Origin of the sequence: Burkholderia sp. AU33423, assembly GCF_002223135.1 — a bacterium.
Taxonomy (GTDB): Bacteria; Pseudomonadota; Gammaproteobacteria; order Burkholderiales; family Burkholderiaceae; genus Burkholderia; species Burkholderia lata_D.
On sequence record NZ_NKFH01000010.1, the window covers coordinates 92727 to 109460 of the forward strand.

Sequence of the window (16734 nt, forward strand, 5' to 3'; positions counted from 1 at the left end):
TCGGCCCGGTTCGGCGAAAGTCGTGCGCGCGCGATGAATGGACGATGCGCGGTTCAGGTCAGCAGGTCGACGACCATCGTCACGACCGATGCCGCCATCAGCGCGACCGCCAGCCAGCCGAACGTTTTCGACACGATGCCGCTGCCGGGTTGTCCGGCCGCCTCGCGCCGGTGCGACAGCAGCATCACGAGCACGAGCATCGGTACCGCCGCGATACCGTTGAGCACCGCGCTCCAGTACAGCGCCTTGATCGGATCGATGGGGCTCACGCAGATCGCGATGCCGACGATCACGCACAGCGCGAGCACCGCATAGAACGCGGGGGCGCGCCGCACTGGCTCGTTCAGCCCTTCGCGGAACCGCCACGCTTCCGCGCAGCCATACGCGGCGCTGCCCGCAAACGCGGGAATCGCGAGCAGCCCGCAGCCGACGATGCCGAACGCGAACACGAGAAACGCGGCTTCGCCGGCGATCGGCCGCAGCGCTTCGGCGGCTTGCGCGGTGGTGCCGATGTCGTGCCGGCCGTGCGCGAAGAACACGGCGGCGCCGATCACCATGATGCAGAACGACACCGCGTTCGTGACGATCATGCCCACCCACGTGTCGACCGTGACGCGCCGCTCGGTCTCGCGGCGCGTGGCGCGTGGCCCGGACGCCGTTTCCTCCACTTCGAGCGCGGCCTGCCACACGAACAGGTACGGGCTCAGCGTCGTGCCGAGCACGGCCACCGTGGTCGTCGCATACGCATGCGTGAATTCGATCCGCGGCAGCACGATCGCATGCATCACGCCCCGCCAGTCGATCGGCACGAAGCCGAGTTCGAGTACGTAGGCGATCAGGCCGAGCGTCATCCATTTGAGCCAGCGCGCATAGCGCTCGTACGACAGCGTCATCTGCAGCGCGAGCGAGGCGATCCCGTAGACCGGGGCGTACCAGTAGCTGCGCCCGCCTGCGACGAGCGCGGTCGCGTCGCCCATCGCCGCGAGATCGGCGCCGACGTTGACGACGTTGACGATCGCGACCATCACGATCAGCGTCTTGGCGAGCCGGTCGGAGTAGTGCTCGCGGATGGCGGCGACGAGGCCCGCGCGGTTGCGGCGTCCGATGAACGCCGACGCGAGCTGCACGGCGACCATCATCGGCAGCGTGACGACGATCATCCACAGCATGTTGAAGCCGAACTGGCCGCCGGCCTGCGCGTAGACCGCGATGTTGCTCGGATCGGCATCGGACGCTCCCGCGAGCAGGCCGGGGCCGAGGCGCCGGTACCACGGTGTCGCGGTGCGCGGCGCGGCGTCCGTGGCCGGCCGCGCGTCGTCGCCCGGTGCGCTCATCGGGTGTCTCCCCGTGCGCCGTGCCGGTGGTCGCGATCGGGGGCGCGCTCGGGTTCGCCGGCCAGGCGAGACGCGGTGCGCAACGCGTCGACGAGCCTCCGGTATGCATGCTCGCGCGAATCGGCGCCGCGCGTGCGCAGCACGTACGACGGGTGATAGGTCGCGACGACGAGCCGGCCTTCCGCCGTGCGAATCGGCGCGCGCGCGGCCTCCAGCGTCGCGTCGTTGTCTTGCAGCAGCGCGCGCAACGCGGTGCCGCCGAGCGCGACGATGACGCGCGGCCGTACCGCGTCGAGTTCGCGTTCGAGCCAGTAGCGGCACGCGGCCACCTCGCGTTGCGCGGGCGTCTTGTGCAGCCGGCGCTTGCCGCGCGGCTCCCATTTGAAGTGCTTGACCGCGTTCGTCAGGTAGCAGTGCGCGCGCTCGATCCCGGCTTCATCGAGTGCGCGGTCCAGCATGCGTCCGGCCGCGCCGACGAACGGCAATCCCTGGCGGTCCTCCTGGTCGCCCGGCTGCTCGCCGACCAGCATGATCGTCGCGTCGACGGGGCCGGCGCCGGGCACCGGCTGGGTCGCATGCTCCCACAACGCGCAGCGGCGGCACGCACCGAGTGTCGCCGGTGCGTCGTCGTCGGCGGGCGGCGTCTGGCGCGTCATGTGACGACGCCCGTGCGGCCCGGGGCGCGGCATGTCGCGCACGCCAGCGGGGCTGGACAGAAACGAAAGCACAGCGTGGCGCGCATGAAGGGCTCCGGTACGACGATTCGTCCCTGTGCAGCAACCGCCGTTCCGCATCGGCCGGGACGGGCGCGTGGTTTGCGTGGAGGCGGTGTCAACGACAGGAGAAACGCGATGCTTCCCGAACCCGGCGACGATCCGGCCGCGGACGACGTGCTGCTGTGGCGCGCACCCGACAGCGTGCCGAGGCGCCCGCGTCGCGTGCTGATCGTCGACGACTATCGCGACGCGGCCGATGCGCTGCGCCTGCTGCTCGAGGCGCGCGGTTTCGAATGCCGCATTGCCGTCGATCCGTTCGCCGTCTGCGCGATCGCGCGCGACTGGCAGCCGTTCGCGGTCGTGCTCGATATCGCGATGCCGGGCCTCGACGGGCTGCAGCTGGCCGCGCGGCTGCGCGGGGATCCGCATACCGGTGACATGCTGCTCGTCGCGTGCAGCGGGTTGGCGTCGCCACGCGACTGCGAGGCGGCGCGGCAAGCCGGGTTCGACGCGCACTGCGCGAAGCCGCTGACGCCGCACCGGCTGCTCGGTTATCTGGACGCGGCGAGCGGCCGCGCGAAGCCGGACGGGGCGGTTACACGACGCTTGTAAAAACGCCGCCGGGGCGTCGTGGCGCAGGCATCAAGCGCCGGTGCGCGTGGCCGCGCGTCGGGCGGACCGGCCCGCGACGACGGCCAGCCCGCCGGCGAGCGCGAGCAGTGCCGCGCTCATCGCGAAGGTCGCGCGGTAGCCGTGCAGGTCGAACAGCATGCCGCCGATCGTCGCGCCGAGCCCGATCGCGAGTTGCACGACCGCCACCATCAGCCCGCCGCCGGCTTCCGCATCGTGCGGCAGCGTACGGGCGAGCCACGTCCACCAGCCGACCGGCGCCGCGGTGCCGAGCAGGCCCCATGCGCCGAGCAGGCAGGCGGTTGCCGCCGTGGAGCCGCCGACGACCATCAGCGCCGCCGCAATCGCGGCCATCAGTACCGGCGTGGCCACGAGGGTCCGGTAGAGCCCGCGTGCCAGCACGCCGCCGATCAGGAACGTGCCCGCGAAACCCGCGACGCCGATCACGAGCAGGATCAGCGACAGCGTGACGGTGCCGGCGTGCGTCACGGTTTCGAGGAACGGACGCAGGTAGGTGAACAGCGTGAACTGGCCCATGAAGAACACGCTGACCGCCGCCATGCCGAGCGCGACCGGCGGCCGTGCCAGCAGCCTGAGCGCGTTGGCCGACGTGCCGCGCGGCGCGGACTGCATCGACGGCAGGCTGACGAGCTTCCAGCCGAATGCGATCGCGGCGACCGGCACGACGCAGAAGAACGCCCAGCGCCACCCGACGATCCCGCCCAGAAAGCTGCCGAGCGGGGCCGCGACGACGGTCGCCAGCGCATTGCCGCCGTTCACGATCGCCAGCGCGCGCGGCACGTGCGGCGCCGGCACGAGGCGCATCGCGGTGGCGGCCGACATCGACCAGAAGCCGCCGATCGCCACGCCGATCAGTGCGCGGCCGGCGATGAACGCCGCGTAGTTCGGCGCGAATGCGACGAGCGTGCCGGACACGATCGTCAGCAGGGTCAGCAACAGCAGCAACGGCTTGCGATCGCGCCGGCCGGCGAGCGATGCGATGAACAGGCTCGTGACCAGCGCGAAAGCGCCCGACACGGAGATGGCCTGGCCGGCCTGGCCTTCGCTGACGTGCAGGTCGCCCGCAATCGGTGTGAGCAGGCTGACGGGCATGAACTCGGAGGCGACCAGCGCGAACGCGCCGAGCGACATCGCGAGGACGGCGCCCCACGCGGCCGCACCGTCAGGTGCCGTGCCGCGATCGGGAGTGGAGACGGATTGCATGTCGGGAACCGGATCGGAAGGGAGGGGCGGTTGCGCGCTCAGTCGCAATGCGTCGTGGCGCCGTGCACGGCGAGCTGCGTGCGCGCGTCGTCGGCGCGCCCGGCCTGCACCCGGGCCGCGGCGGCCTGGGCGTCGTCGACCCAACTGCGCGGGTTCATGCGTGCGGGATTGAAGCCGGCGGCCTCGTAGCGCAGCATGTCCTGGCGGACCTGCTCGCGCGTCAGGGCCGGTGCGGATTGCGCGAACAACGAGCCGGACGCGACAAGCGCGGTGACGGCAGCGACGGCGGTGAGAAAGCGGGTAGTCATGAGATTGGGCTCCGGAATGCGGGTAGTCCGAGCGTCCGGGCGCTGCCGCGACGCATCGGGTCGATGGCTTCGCAGTCTAGCGAGCCGTCCCGGATCGATTAAGTAGCGCGGCGTGCTTGGACTGATGAGCCAAACTGATGAATCGCCGCCGGCGGTGCTACGATTGGCGTCCGTCCCGACCGGAGCTTTTCGACATGGCGCGCGAAAATCTGAACGACCTGCTCGTCTTTCTCGCGGTGGCCCGCGACCGCAGCTTCACGCGCGCGGCCACGCGGCTCGGCGTGTCGCAGTCGGCGCTGAGCCACACCATTCGCGATCTCGAAGCGCGGGTCGGCGTGCGGCTGCTGACGCGCACGACGCGCAGCGTGTCGACGACCGACGCGGGCGAAGCGCTGTTCCAGGCGGTGGCCCCGCGCATCGACGAGATCACCGCGCAACTGGCCGCGCTGTCGGACTTCCGGGACAAGCCGGCCGGCGTGGTGCGCATTACGGCCACCGAGCATCCGATCGATACGATCATCTGGCCGAAACTCAGGCAGGTCCTGCCCGACTACCCGGATATCCGCGTCGAGCTGTCGGTCGATTACGGGCTGTCGAACATCGTCGAGGAGCGCTACGACATCGGCGTGCGCTACGGCGACCAGGTGGCGAAGGACATGATCGCCGTGCGGATCAGCCCGGATGTCCGGATGGCGATGGTCGCGGCGCCGGCCTATCTCGACGGCCGCAAGCCGCCGAAGAAGCCGCAGGACCTGCTCGATCACGATTGCGTCACGTTGCGGCTCGCCACGGCGAAGGGCATCTATGCGTGGGAGCTGAAGAAGGGCAGGAACGACGTGCTGGCGCGCGTGAACGGCCGGATCACCTGCAACACGCAACCGCACATGGTCCAGGCGGCGCTCGACGGCTTCGGCATCGCGTTCGTCACCGAGGACATCGTGCTGGAGCATGTCCGCAACGGCAGCCTGCGGATCGTGATGCCGGACTGGTGCCCGGTCTTTCCCGGCTACCACGCGTACTATCCGAGCCGCCGCCCGGCGTCGCGCGCGTTCACCATCGTGATCGACGCGTTGCGGCATCGCGCGTAGCGCGTGTCGCGTCGGGGCCGCCGTCGCGACGGCCGGCAAGAAAAAAACGCCCCGCGCGGGCGGGGCGTTCGAAGCGGCTGCGCCGGTGAACCGGCGCAGCGCGATGGCGCGATCAGAGACGGTCGCGTGAGCGCGGATCGTTCAGTTCCTCGGTCGGGTCGGTCAGCCCGAGTTCGTCGCCGGCGCTCCAGTACGGCGCGCTGCCGTAGAACTCGTGCAGCGGCCCGGCCCATTGCGGATCGGCCATCGCCGGCCAGTGGTCCTTGTCGAACCCCGGTGCGTTGCGGATCCGCTCGGACGACACCGACAGCAGGAAGCATTTGCGCTCGGTGTCGAGCGTGAGCGCGCTCCACGGGATCGCGTGCAGCTTGTCGCCGATGCCGAGGATGCCGCCGCTCGACAGCACCGCGTAGGCGACGCGGCCGGAGCGCACGTCGAGCATGATGTCCTTGATCTTGCCGACATCGTCGCCGTCGGTCGTATAGACCTTGTCGCCTTCCAGCGTATCGGCCGCCATCACGTCGGGGCCAGGGCCGGCCGCCGTTGCGGCGCCCTTGCCGATGATGCGGGTCTGACCTTGATCGGAAGTCTGCATGGTTTCCTCCAGACTGTGTGAGGCGCGACGGTGCCCGGGGCGGGCCCTGCGGGTCGCGCGGGGTGGTCGGGACGGGGCAGGGATCGCTCCGTCACGTCTGCTTCGGTTGCGACACGCCTTCGAGCGTGTTCGCGAGATCGTCCCGCTCGGGGCCGGCCATGCGTGTCGCGATATCCGCGAGCGACAGCATGCCGACCAGCCGCTTGTCGTGATCGACGACCGGCAGGCGGCGCAACTGCGCGTCCGCCATGTAGTGCTGGATCTCGTCCAGCGAATCGTCGTCGAAACACCATTCGATCGGTCCCGACGCGACTTCTTGAATGCGCGTCTCCGGCGGCTTGCCGGCCGAAATCGCGCGCACCGCGAGATCCCGGTCCGTCACCATCCCGATCAGCCGGTTGTTGTCGCACACGGGCAGGGCGCCGACGTCGTAGCGCTCCATCAGTTGCGCGGCATGACGGATCGAGTCGGTCGGTGCGATGTGCACGACGTCCTGCGACATGATTTCGTTGACGCGATGCATGAAATTCTCCTCACGAGTTCGGTAGTGCAATGGATGGAAATGGGCGGGACGGAATCAGCAAGCCACGTGCCGTCGGCGCTCACGCGTCGCCGCGTTCGCGCTTGTCCTGCCACGGCCCCTCGTCGTGCGTGCCGGGCGGCGTGTCCGGCTCGATGCGCGTGACGCCGCCGGTCGCGGGCGGGTCGCTCGCGGGAAACGTGTCCTCGAGCTGCTTGTCGATATGGCGTTCCGAGTGGCGCGTCCGCGCGCGGTCGCGGTGCTTGAGCGGCGGCGACGGATCGGGTTGCCGTTCGTGTGCCGGCGCGTCGTGGCCGGTCCGGGTCGAATCCTTCATCGCGAGCCTCCGTGTCGATGCCGATGGCGTGTCCCATTCGCAACGGCCATGCCCGGTATGCGCCGAGTGCGTCGATATGCGCCGGACGCGAGCGGCACGCGACTTGCCGTGATGACGATGACGAAAGCGCGTGGCGCAACCGGTGCCGGCCGCGCACCCATCGAGCGGGAGGCACGATGACGATTCCGAAACGACGACCGGGCGTGCGCTACGAGGTCAACGTCTGCGGCGGCGGATTCGATTCGTTGAAGAGCCATTTCAACGAATGGAAGCATGAACCGCTGATCTACCGGCCCGAGCGCCGGATGTTCGAAGGCAAGGCCGACGTGAGGCCGCTCGGCGGCGAGACGTTCGGCTTGACCGAGCCGGCGCGGTTCGCGCTGCAGCGTGCGTGCGAGCCGTCCGATTCGTATGCGCTCGCCGCGCAGGTGCGCGATGACGGCCGCGAGCTATGGCTCGTGATGGCCGCTTACGACGCGTAGCCGCGCCGTTGCAAGATTTGCAGCGGACGGTGTAGCGAAGGCACGGCAGGCCGCTCGCGGCGCCCGCGTGCGCGTCGCGGCGGCCAGGCGGACGACGTGGACGACGGCATGCGGCTTGCGCACCCTGGGCAGGCGAAGGTCGCGCCCGCTGCCGACCCGCCGACCCCGCAATGAAGGAGTGCCGATGACACATGACGCAGTGCAGTGGTTGCAGCGGCCCGAACCGCCGCTATCCGACATCGGGCCGGATCCGGACCCGCCCGATCCCGACGATTTGCCGCCCGACATGCCCGAGCCGTACCGGGAGCCCGAGGGCGACCCACCGGGGCATGCACCCCCCCGAGCGCGAGCCGCCCGTGCATACGCCGCCAATGGGTGCGGTAACGCGAACGCGCAACGAGGTATTGCCATGAGCATCCGTGTGAAACCCGGCGTGTTGCGCGACATCGCCGAAACGCTTGGCCGCCATTTCGAGGCGCGCGCGATGCCGTTCCATATCGAGGAAGCGCCGCTCGATGCGTTGCATATCGGCTTTCGCGTCGACGGCCATCCGGCGTCGCTGACCGTGGCGTTCGACGCTGACGCATTCGCCGCGCTCGAGCAGGCCGGCATCGAATCGCAGCGCCGCGCGCTGACGCGCGTCGCGGTGGAGTTCGACGAGATGATGGCGCGCCGCGCCCCGACCGCCTACGCAGGCGATTTCCGTTTCAACCGGCTATGAGACGTCGATCACAGGGAGGATTTCGATGAACCCGATCCAGACGATACGCGTGGTCATCCTTGCGTTCGCCGCCGCGTGCGCGCTGGGTGCATGCACGCAATCGGCGAACGGCCCCTACGGCGCCCGCGGGGCGCCAGCCGACAGCCGTGGGGCACAGTCGACCACGACGACGCCCGACGCGAATGCGCGTGGCGATACGCACCCGGCGCCGGGCACCATGATGCCGCAGGGCGCGGCCGGCGGCGAATCGGCCGACGGGCCGTCCACCGGCGCGAACGGTGTGCAGGGCGACCGGCCGCTGCCGGGCACGCCGCCGCTGATGCAGTACTGACCCGGCGCCGGGACATCACCCACGGTGCGTGCGCGGGATCGCGTGCGCCGAGCAACGCGCCGTCCAGTGCGGCGCACGGCATGCCGCCGCGCGAGGCGGCCGGAGGAAACCGATGGCGAATCCGCGCGAACACCTGGAAGACTGGCTGCGCGATGCCTATGCGATGGAGCGGCAGGCGGAGATGCTGCTCGCCGCGCAACTGAAACGGCTGGATCACTATCCGCAGTTGCAGGACCGGCTGCGCCTGCATCTCGACGACACGCTCGGCCACCAGGCGCTCGTCGAAGCGTGCCTGATGCGGCTCGGTACGACGCCGTCCGCGATCAAGGACCTCGCCGCGCGGATCACCGCGTACGGCCGGATCGCGAGCGGCATGCTGGCCGTCGACGAAGTGGTGAAGGGGGCGTTGGCCGGTTATGCATTCGCGCAGGTCGAGATCGCCGCGTATACCGTGCTCGCCGCCGCGGCGCAGGCAGCCGGCGAAGCGGAGATTGGCGCGTGCTGCGAACGGATCCTGCAACAGGAGCGCAGCCTGGCCGCGTGGCTGCTGAGTCACCTGCCGGCACTGACGACCGCCTTTCTCGATCGTTCGGCCGTCGATCGCATCGATGCGAAGCGATGACGGCCGACGATCCGGCATGCTTCCCGGCTCGCGGAACGCGTGTCCAAAACTTGCCGCCGGCTTGTAAATAAGCGGCTCCCGCCTGCGGCGACACGCGGGGCGAACCCGCAACGGACGCGCTTCGACGAGCTGGCATGCTCAATGCATGAGGCATGCAGACGGTCAATCGTGAATCGAATCGCCTGACGGCTTTCGAAGCCGTGTTCGGCGGTGCCGCGCGCGGCCTAGGCATCGTTTTTGCGCGTTGCCCGGTGACGCAGGATCGCCAGGCGATGACGATTTCGCCGGCCGGCCCGTGGCGTCGCGATGCGGCGTGACAGCCGGGCGATTCGACCGCGTTCAACCGCGTTCAACCGCGTGCGTGCCACCGCTTGCCGCGATGCACGCACCCACGAGAGGAGCACGACCATGCCAGCAAAATCGCAGGCCCAGCAACGCGCCGCCGGGGCCGCCCTGTCGGCCAAGCGCGGCGAGACGAAAATGAAGGACCTCAAACCGCCTTCGAAGTCGATGGCCAAATCGATGAGCGAAAAAGAGCTCGAGAAAATGGCCTCCACGCCGGTCCACGGCAAACCGAAACACAAGCACGACGCCTGATCGACGCCGACGCATGTCGACGACCGCTGTCATCCAGGAGGGTTCCATGCTTCGATACGCCATCATCTTCTTCATCATTGCGATCATCGCGGCCGTGTTCGGTTTCGGCGGCATCGCAGCCGGCGCGGCGGAGATCGCGAAGATCCTGTTCTACATCTTCGTGGTGATCTTCCTGGTCACGCTGCTGCTGGGCGTGGTCCGACGATGAGCGTCACGCTCGACCGGTCGCAGCGCATCACGGAACTCGAGCATGCGCTCGCGAACGGTTTCCCGTCGGAATCGACCGTCGTCGTGCATGCGGACGACGCGTCCGGGCGGCTGACCATCCAGGTGTCGTGGGTGCGCGTGCCGGCCGACGCGAGCGCGCGCGACTGGCGTTGCGCGGTCGACCTGCGGTTCGATCCGGACGTGATCGCCCGCTATGCGTCGCTCGACGCGGCCGACCGGCTGCGCGTGCGCACGCATCTGTGCGACGGCGCGCGGCGCGCGGTGGACGCGCGCAAGCCGCGCGTCGACGATGCGGCGATCGAGTGCAACGTGGCGCTCGACGTGACGCGCGCCGAACTCGACGCGGCGTTGCGCGCGCCCTGAGGCCACCGCCGGCCGGCGGGTGCGGTCGCGCCCGGCCGCGCCGGTTTTCCAGCTGTCCCCGCCACGTGCGCGCCGCAGCAACGCGGCGCGTGCATGGCGGATACCCATCCAAACGCCACGAGGACCCGATCGATGACCCTTTCCCCCTCTTCCGGCAAGACGCCGCCCGCCCAGCCGCAGGACAGCGCGAAATCGCGCCAGCTCGACGAGCACCGCTCGCGGCCCGACCACGAGGCACTGCGCACCAACCAGGGCGTGCGGATCGCCGACAACCAGAACACGTTGCGGGGTGGCCCGCGCGGCCCGTCGTTGCTCGAAGATTTCATCATGCGCGAGAAGATCACGCATTTCGATCACGAGCGCATTCCGGAGCGCGTGGTGCACGCGCGCGGCTCGGCCGCGCACGGCGTGTTTCGTGTGTACGAGCCGATGGCCGACTACACGAAGGCCGCCTTCCTGCAGGACCCAGCCGCCGAAACGCCGGTGTACGTGCGTTTCTCGACGGTACAGGGGCCGCGCGGCTCGGCCGATACCGTGCGCGACGTGCGTGGCTTCGCGGTGAAGTTCTATACCGAAGAGGGGAACTACGATCTCGTCGGCAACAACATGCCGGTGTTCTTCATCCAGGATGCGATCAAGTTTCCCGATTTCGTGCATGCGGTGAAGCCCGAGGCGCCGAACGAGATGCCGACCGGTGCGTCCGCGCACGACACGTTCTGGGATTTCGTGTCGCTGGTGCCGGAAACCACCCACACGGTGCTGTGGCTGATGTCCGACCGCGCGCTGCCCGCGAGCTTCCGCGCGATGGACGGCTTCGGCGTGCACACGTTCCGCTTCGTGAACGCGGCCGGCGCCGACCGTTTCGTGAAGTTCCACTGGCGGCCCGTGAGCGGCGCGTTTTCGCTGCTGTGGGACGAGGCGCAGCGGATTGCCGGCCACGATCCGGACTTCAACCGGCGCGACTTGTGGATGGCGATCGAGCGCGGCGACTATCCGGAGTTCGAACTCTGCGTGCAGATGATCGATCCGGCCGACGCCGGGAAGTTCGACTTCGACCTGCTCGACCCGACCAAGCTGGTGCCGGAAGAGCGGGTGCCGGTGCGTCCCATCGGCCGGATGACGTTGAACCGCAATCCCGACAACTTCTTCGCGGAAACCGAGCAGGTCGCGTTTCATCCGGGGCACGTGGTGCCGGGCATCGACTTCACGAACGATCCGCTGCTGCAGGGGCGGCTGTTCTCGTACACCGATACGCAATTGAGCCGGCTCGGCGGCCCGAACTTTCACGAGATCCCGATCAACCGCCCGGTGTGCCCGTTCGCGAACAACCAGCGCGATGCGATGCACCGGCAGACGATCAACGTCGGGCAGGCGTCGTACGAACCGAATTCGACGAGCGGCGGCTGGCCGCGCGAGACGCCGCCCGCGCCGGCCGGCGGCGGCTTCGAGACCGTGCACGAGCCGCTCGAAGGCGACAAGGTGCGCGTGCGCAGCGAGACGTTCGCCGATCATTTCTCGCAGGCCGCGCTGTTCTACCAGAGCATGACCGAGATCGAGCAGCGGCATATCCGCGACGCATACTGCTTCGAGCTCGGCAAGGTGACGCAGCCGCACATTCGCGAGCGGGTGGTCAACGACATCATCGCCCGCTTCGACGCGGGGCTGGCCGCGCAGGTGGCCGAGCGGCTCGGGCTGCCGGCGCCGCACGGAGGCGCGACGCCGGCGGTCGCGCAGCGGTCGCCCGCGCTGAGCCTGATCGGCCGCGCGAAGCCCGGCATCCGGTCGCGCAAGATCGCGCTGATCGCGACCGCCGGGACGAGCCAGGCGCTCGTCCAGCAGGTGCGCGATGCGCTGCAGGCCGCGCACGCGGTGCCGACGATCGTCGCGCCGACGCTGGCGCCGATCGGCAGCATCGTGCCGCAGGCGACGCTGGCCGGCATGCCGTCGGTGATGTTCGATGCGGTGTTCGTGTGCGGCGGCGACGGCCGCGACCTCGCGCACAGCGCCGACGCGCGGCATTTCGTGCGCGAAGCGTTCAAGCACCTGAAGCCGATCGCGGCCGTCGGGTCGGGGCGGCAATTGCTGAGCGCCGCCCACCTGCCGGACCCGGCCGAAGGCGTGTGCGTCGGGCAGGCCGTCGATCTCGACGCGGTCCTGAACGACCTGTCCGACCACCTCGGCCGTCATCGCGTCTGGGCACGCGAGCAGCAGGCCGCCGAGTTGCCGGCCTAGCGCAACGCGATCATGGACGTCGTCGTCGCACTGTTCGGACAGGGCCGGATGCTCGGCCCCGGGCAGATGGTACTGCGGGCGATCGTCGTGTTCGTGATCGCGCTGGTGCTGATTCGCATCGCCGGGCGGCGCGCGTTCGGCCAGCGTTCGCCGGTCGACTACGTGGTCGGCATCCTGCTCGGCGCGATCCTGAGCCGCGCGGTGGTCGGTGCGTCGCCGTTCGTGGCGACGGTGGCCGCGTCGCTCGCGATCGCGCTGCTGCATCGCGTGATCGGCTGGGCCTGCGTGCGCTCGAGCCGGCTCGAGCGGCTGCTGGTCGGCGCGGAGCGCGAGGTGTATCGCAACGGCCGCTTCGACGACGCGCAGATGCGCTCGGCGCTGATCACGCCGACGGACGTACGCGAAAGCGTGCGTCAGGCGCTCGGCGCGGACGACCTGTCGGACGTCGACGCGGCGATCCTGGAGCGCAACGGCCACGTCAGCATCGTGCGGCGCAGCCGTTGCCGAAGGCCCTGACGGCCGTGCACGGCGACGGACGCCGCAAGGAGGACATCGATGACACGCATGATCTGGAAAGGTGCGATCAGCTTCGGGCTCGTTCACGTGCCCGTGCAGCTGTTCCCGGCCACGCGCACCGTGAAGCCGTCGTTCCGGCTGCTCGACAAGCGCTCGATGGACCCGGTCGGCTATCGGCAGGTCAACAAGCGCACCGGCAAGGAAGTCACGCGCGAGGACATCGTGCGCGGCTACGAGTACGAGAAGGAGCGCTATGTCGTGCTGACCGACGACGAGATCCGCGCGGCGAACCCCGAGTCGACGCAGACCGTCGACATCGTCACGTTCGTCGACGAGGACGCCGTGTCGTTCCTGTATCTCGACACGCCGTACTACCTCGTGCCGGACCGCAAGGGCGAGAAGGTCTATGCGCTGCTGCGCGACGCGCTCAAAGACAGCGGCAAGATCGGCATCGCGCACGTCGTGATGCGCGACCGCCAGCATCTCGGCGCGCTGATTCCGGTCGGGCCGCTGCTCGCGCTCGATACGCTGCGCTGGCAGGAGGAACTGCGGCCGCTGGACGAACTGTCGGTGCCGGCCGACGACGCGAAGCGCGCCGGCGTCAGTGCGCGCGAATTCGCGATGGCGAAGAAGCTGATCGAGGACATGTCGGGCTCCTGGACGCCCGATGAGTATCACGACACGTTCCGCGACGACATCCTCGAGCTGGTCGAGCGCAAGGTGCGCGCGGGCCGCATCGAGGAAATCGAGGACCGGCCCGCGCAGACGGCGCGCACGGCGACCAACGTGGTCGATCTCACCGAGCTGCTCAAGCGCAGCCTGAAGGGCGGCGGTGCGCGTGCCGCACGCACGGACGACGACGAGGAGGCCCAGGAGCCTTCGCATGCGACGGGCACGCGGCGCAAGCCGGCGGCGAAAACGTCTGCGAAAGGCACGGCGAAGACGCCGGCGAAGCGCGCGGCCGCGAAGCGCGGCGCGACCGGCACGCACGCGGCGAAGAAGGCCACCGCGCGCCGCAAGCACGCCGCGTGACGGCGCGGGAAGGAGGGTGACGCGATGGCCGGCAAGCTCGAACCCTATCGCCGCAAGCGCCGCTTCGATGCGACGCCGGAACCCGAGGGAGCGCACGGACGGCGGCGCGCGCATGCGGATGCGGACGCGAGCGTGCAGAAGGCGCATAAAGCGCGACCCTCCGCGCGCACCGCCCGGCCGCTGCGCTTCGTGATCCAGGAGCATCACGCACGGCGGCTGCACTACGACTTCCGTCTCGAGCTCGACGGCACGCTGAAGTCATGGGCGGTGCCGAAAGGGCCGAGCGTCGATCCGTCGGTGAAACGGCTGGCCGTGCACGTCGAGGATCATCCGCTCGAATATGCGTCGTTCGAAGGCGAGATCCCGGCCGGCCATTACGGCGCGGGCTCCGTCACCGTGTGGGACGAAGGCACCTGGACACCCGATGGCGGCATTGCCCGGGCACGCGACGGTTATCGTGCGGGCAAGCTGACGTTCCGGCTCGACGGCACGAAGCTGCACGGCGGCTGGGCGCTGGTGCGCAGCGGGCGGCAGCAGGGACGCCAGGAGCAATGGCTGCTGATCAAGGAACGCGACGACGAGGCGCGCGATGCGGCGAGCTTCGATGTCGTCGCGCAGCAGCCGGGCAGCGTGCATGACGGCCGGACACGGGCGTCGCGCACGGCGCCTGCCCGTCCGCCGCCTGACGGCGGGGCGCGCACGACGGCGATCGATCCGTCGCAGGTGGAAGGCGCGGTGCGTGCTGCGTTGCCCGAGCGCGTGACGCCGCAACTCGCGACGCTCGTCGATGCACCGCCCATTCACGACGACTGGCGCTACGAAGTGAAATTCGACGGTTACCGGATCCTTGCCCGGATCGCGGGTCGCGGTGCGCGTCGGCACGTCACGCTGATGACGCGCGAAGGCCGCGACTGGACCGCGAAATTGCGCGTGCAGCGCGACGCGCTCGCGGCGCTCGATGTCGACAACGCGTGGCTCGACGGCGAGGCCGTCGTCCTGGGTGAGCACGGGCTGCCCGATTTCCAGGCCCTGCAGAACACGCTCGGCGCGGGCCGTTCGGACGCGGTGACGCTGTTCGTGTTCGACCTGCCGTTTCTCGACGGATACGACCTGCGCGATGCGCCGCTCACCGCGCGGCGCGCGCTGCTCGAACCGTTGCTCGCCGGCAGCGATCCCGCGCGGCTGCGCTACTCGCCCGATCTCGGCGACGACGTCGCGTCGCTGATCGCGAGCGCCTGCGACACGGGGCTCGAAGGGTTGATCGGCAAGCGCGCGGATTCACGCTATCGCGGCGGCCGCTCGTCCGCGTGGATCAAGCTGAAATGCCGGCGGCGCCAGGAGTTCGTGATCGGCGGCTATACCGAGCCGTCGGGCAGCCGGCACGGCTTCGGCGCGCTGCTGCTCGGCGTGTACGAACCGGCCGCGGGCGGCAAACGGCCCAGGCGACCGCACGCCGCCGCGCCGTTGCGCTATGTCGGCCGGGTCGGCACCGGGTTCGATACGCGTCTGCTCGACCGGCTCGCGGCGACGCTGCGCAAGCACGAACGCGGCACGACGCCGTTCGATCCGCCGCCGCGCGAACGGTCCCGCACGCGCGTCCACTGGGTCGAGCCGACGCTCGTCGCCGAATGCGAATTCGCGGAATGGACCAGCGACGGAATCGTGCGGCAGGCGGCGTTCATCGCGCTGCGCGAAGACAAGCCGGCGCGGCAGATCGTCCGCGAAGTGCCACGGCCAACCGAAACGGAGGCGACGATGAACGAATCCCGCGCGGCACACGACCCATCCTCGCATGCCCCGCATACCGATACGGCGCACGGCCGCAAGCACGGCGCGCGATCGTCCGCGTCTTCCGGCGACACGCGGGGTGCGGCCGCCGCCGATCAGGTCGGCCGCGTGCGCCTCACGCATCCCGATCGGGTGCTTGATCCGCAAAGCGGCACGCGCAAGATCGACCTCGCGCACTACTGGCAATGGGTCGCGCCGTGGCTGCTGCCGGACCTGAAGGGCCGGCCCGTGTCGCTCGTGCGCGCACCGGGCGACATCGCCGGCGAACTGTTCTTCCAGAAGCATGCCGAGCGCCGCGAGATTCGGTTCGTCACGCAGCACGAAGGGCTCGATCCCGGCCACGGGCCGCTGCTGTCGATCGACAGCGTCGATGCGCTGCTCGGTGCCGCGCAGATGGGCACGGTCGAGCTGCACACGTGGAACGCGCACGCGTCGAACATCGAGCGGCCGGACCGCATCGTGTTCGACCTCGATCCCGATCCTGCGCTGCCGTGGCGCGCGATGATCGACGCCGCGCAACTCGTGCGCGGGCTGCTCGACGAGCTGGGGCTCGCCTCGTTCTGCAAGACGAGCGGCGGCAAGGGGCTGCACGTCGTCGTGCCGCTCACGCGACATGCGGGCTGGGACGACGTGAAGGATTTCTCGCGCGCGGTGGCGCAGCACGTCGCGGGCGCGCTACCCGACCGTTTCACGGCGACGATGGGGCCGCGCCACCGGCGCGGCAAGATCTTCGTCGACTACCTGCGCAACGGCCGCGGCGCGAGCACGATCGTCGCGTATTCGGTACGCGCGCGGCCCGGCATGGGCGTATCGGTGCCGCTCGACTGGGACGAGGTGCCCGGCACGACGGGCGGGGCGCAATGGACGATCGACACGCTGCCCGAACGCCTCGATGCGTTGAAACGCGACCCGTGGGAAGGCTATGCGCACGCGCGGCAGCGCATCACCGCGTCGATGCGCGCCCGGCTGGGCGCTGAAACGTGAATGCGTCATGGCCGATGCTGCGGCCCGTGATGCCCGTCGATCGGCGGCGTCGCGGACATCCCGCGTGCGATCACGGATGGCGACAC

At 69.8% G+C, this 16734-nt stretch carries 20 protein-coding genes; 13 read left to right on the forward strand and 7 right to left on the reverse strand.

The genetic code is table 11. From position 1 onward, the window contains the following. Nucleotides 1–53: 53 nt before the first annotated feature. Together CFB50_RS35785 and CFB50_RS35790 are read right to left on the reverse strand one after the other, a co-directional pair. Complete coding sequence (locus CFB50_RS35785) at nucleotides 54–1334, reverse strand: NRAMP family divalent metal transporter (RefSeq protein WP_089449137.1); 1281 nt, start codon at nucleotides 1332–1334, stop codon at nucleotides 54–56. Then, complete coding sequence (locus CFB50_RS35790) at nucleotides 1331–1990, reverse strand: UdgX family uracil-DNA binding protein (RefSeq protein WP_089449138.1); 660 nt, start codon at nucleotides 1988–1990, stop codon at nucleotides 1331–1333. The genes CFB50_RS35785 and CFB50_RS35790 overlap by 4 nt, the downstream gene beginning before the upstream one ends. A 195-nt stretch (nucleotides 1991–2185) precedes the next feature. On the opposite strand from CFB50_RS35790, the gene CFB50_RS35795 reads away from it, so the two are divergent. Next, nucleotides 2186–2662 carry a response regulator gene (locus tag CFB50_RS35795; RefSeq protein ID WP_089449139.1) on the forward strand — a complete coding sequence of 159 codons (477 nt, stop codon included), beginning with the start codon at nucleotides 2186–2188 and terminating at the stop codon, nucleotides 2660–2662. A 30-nt stretch (nucleotides 2663–2692) separates the two neighbouring features. Here CFB50_RS35795 and CFB50_RS35800 read toward each other — a convergent pair whose 3' ends face one another. After that, nucleotides 2693–3904 (reverse strand): MFS transporter, encoded by a 1212-nt coding sequence (locus CFB50_RS35800; RefSeq protein ID WP_089449140.1) that lies wholly within the window; start codon nucleotides 3902–3904, stop codon nucleotides 2693–2695. Nucleotides 3905–3942: 38 nt separating this feature from the next. Continuing rightward, the gene (locus CFB50_RS35805) at nucleotides 3943–4212 is read right to left on the reverse strand and encodes a DUF4148 domain-containing protein (RefSeq protein WP_089449141.1); all 270 of its coding nucleotides are present in this window, start codon (nucleotides 4210–4212) and stop codon (nucleotides 3943–3945) included. Nucleotides 4213–4406: 194 nt separating this feature from the next. On the opposite strand from CFB50_RS35805, the gene CFB50_RS35810 reads away from it, so the two are divergent. Next, the gene (locus CFB50_RS35810) at nucleotides 4407–5300 is read left to right on the forward strand and encodes a LysR family transcriptional regulator (protein ID WP_089449142.1); all 894 of its coding nucleotides are present in this window, start codon (nucleotides 4407–4409) and stop codon (nucleotides 5298–5300) included. A 112-nt stretch (nucleotides 5301–5412) separates the two neighbouring features. Here the strand turns inward: CFB50_RS35810 and CFB50_RS35815 are convergent, their stop codons facing one another. The 3 genes from CFB50_RS35815 to CFB50_RS35825 form a co-directional block, all read right to left on the reverse strand. After that, entirely contained in the window at nucleotides 5413–5895 is a 483-nt protein-coding gene (locus CFB50_RS35815) for a PRC-barrel domain-containing protein (RefSeq protein ID WP_069250007.1), read from the reverse strand. A 91-nt stretch (nucleotides 5896–5986) separates the two neighbouring features. Continuing rightward, entirely contained in the window at nucleotides 5987–6418 is a 432-nt protein-coding gene (locus tag CFB50_RS35820; RefSeq protein WP_089449143.1) for a CBS domain-containing protein, read from the reverse strand. A 79-nt stretch (nucleotides 6419–6497) separates the two neighbouring features. Beyond that, entirely contained in the window at nucleotides 6498–6752 is a 255-nt protein-coding gene (locus CFB50_RS35825) for a hypothetical protein (protein ID WP_089434103.1), read from the reverse strand. 176 nt (nucleotides 6753–6928) lie between these two features. On the opposite strand from CFB50_RS35825, the gene CFB50_RS35830 reads away from it, so the two are divergent. From CFB50_RS35830 to ligD, 11 genes are all read left to right on the forward strand, one after another. Next, the gene (locus tag CFB50_RS35830; protein ID WP_089449144.1) at nucleotides 6929–7234 is read left to right on the forward strand and encodes a hypothetical protein; all 306 of its coding nucleotides are present in this window, start codon (nucleotides 6929–6931) and stop codon (nucleotides 7232–7234) included. 409 nt (nucleotides 7235–7643) lie between these two features. Continuing rightward, nucleotides 7644–7955: a hypothetical protein gene (locus tag CFB50_RS35840; protein WP_069250010.1), complete on the forward strand. Its 312-nt coding sequence runs from the start codon at nucleotides 7644–7646 to the stop codon at nucleotides 7953–7955. 25 nt (nucleotides 7956–7980) lie between these two features. Next, nucleotides 7981–8286, forward strand: a complete 306-nt coding sequence (locus CFB50_RS35845) for a hypothetical protein (protein ID WP_089449145.1) — start codon at nucleotides 7981–7983, stop codon at nucleotides 8284–8286. 112 nt (nucleotides 8287–8398) lie between these two features. Continuing rightward, nucleotides 8399–8908 (forward strand): DUF892 family protein, encoded by a 510-nt coding sequence (locus CFB50_RS35850; protein WP_089449146.1) that lies wholly within the window; start codon nucleotides 8399–8401, stop codon nucleotides 8906–8908. Between the two features lie 408 nt (nucleotides 8909–9316). Then, complete coding sequence (locus CFB50_RS35855; RefSeq protein WP_069250317.1) at nucleotides 9317–9505, forward strand: DUF3008 family protein; 189 nt, start codon at nucleotides 9317–9319, stop codon at nucleotides 9503–9505. 46 nt (nucleotides 9506–9551) lie between these two features. Beyond that, nucleotides 9552–9713: a DUF1328 family protein gene (locus tag CFB50_RS35860; RefSeq protein WP_006767422.1), complete on the forward strand. Its 162-nt coding sequence runs from the start codon at nucleotides 9552–9554 to the stop codon at nucleotides 9711–9713. Next, the gene (locus tag CFB50_RS35865) at nucleotides 9710–10096 is read left to right on the forward strand and encodes a DUF3022 domain-containing protein (protein WP_089449147.1); all 387 of its coding nucleotides are present in this window, start codon (nucleotides 9710–9712) and stop codon (nucleotides 10094–10096) included. The genes CFB50_RS35860 and CFB50_RS35865 overlap by 4 nt, the downstream gene beginning before the upstream one ends. Nucleotides 10097–10189: 93 nt before the next feature. Continuing rightward, nucleotides 10190–12328, forward strand: a complete 2139-nt coding sequence (katE, locus tag CFB50_RS35870) for a catalase HPII (RefSeq protein WP_089449148.1) — start codon at nucleotides 10190–10192, stop codon at nucleotides 12326–12328. A gap of 12 nt (nucleotides 12329–12340) precedes the next feature. Continuing rightward, complete coding sequence (locus tag CFB50_RS35875; protein ID WP_089449149.1) at nucleotides 12341–12844, forward strand: DUF421 domain-containing protein; 504 nt, start codon at nucleotides 12341–12343, stop codon at nucleotides 12842–12844. A gap of 39 nt (nucleotides 12845–12883) precedes the next feature. Continuing rightward, complete coding sequence (gene ku / locus CFB50_RS35880) at nucleotides 12884–13876, forward strand: non-homologous end joining protein Ku (RefSeq protein WP_089449150.1); 993 nt, start codon at nucleotides 12884–12886, stop codon at nucleotides 13874–13876. A 24-nt stretch (nucleotides 13877–13900) separates the two neighbouring features. After that, on the forward strand, nucleotides 13901–16648 hold the full coding sequence (gene ligD / locus CFB50_RS35885) for a DNA ligase D (protein WP_089449151.1): 2748 nt from the start codon (nucleotides 13901–13903) through the stop codon (nucleotides 16646–16648). Nucleotides 16649–16734: the final 86 nt, after the last annotated feature.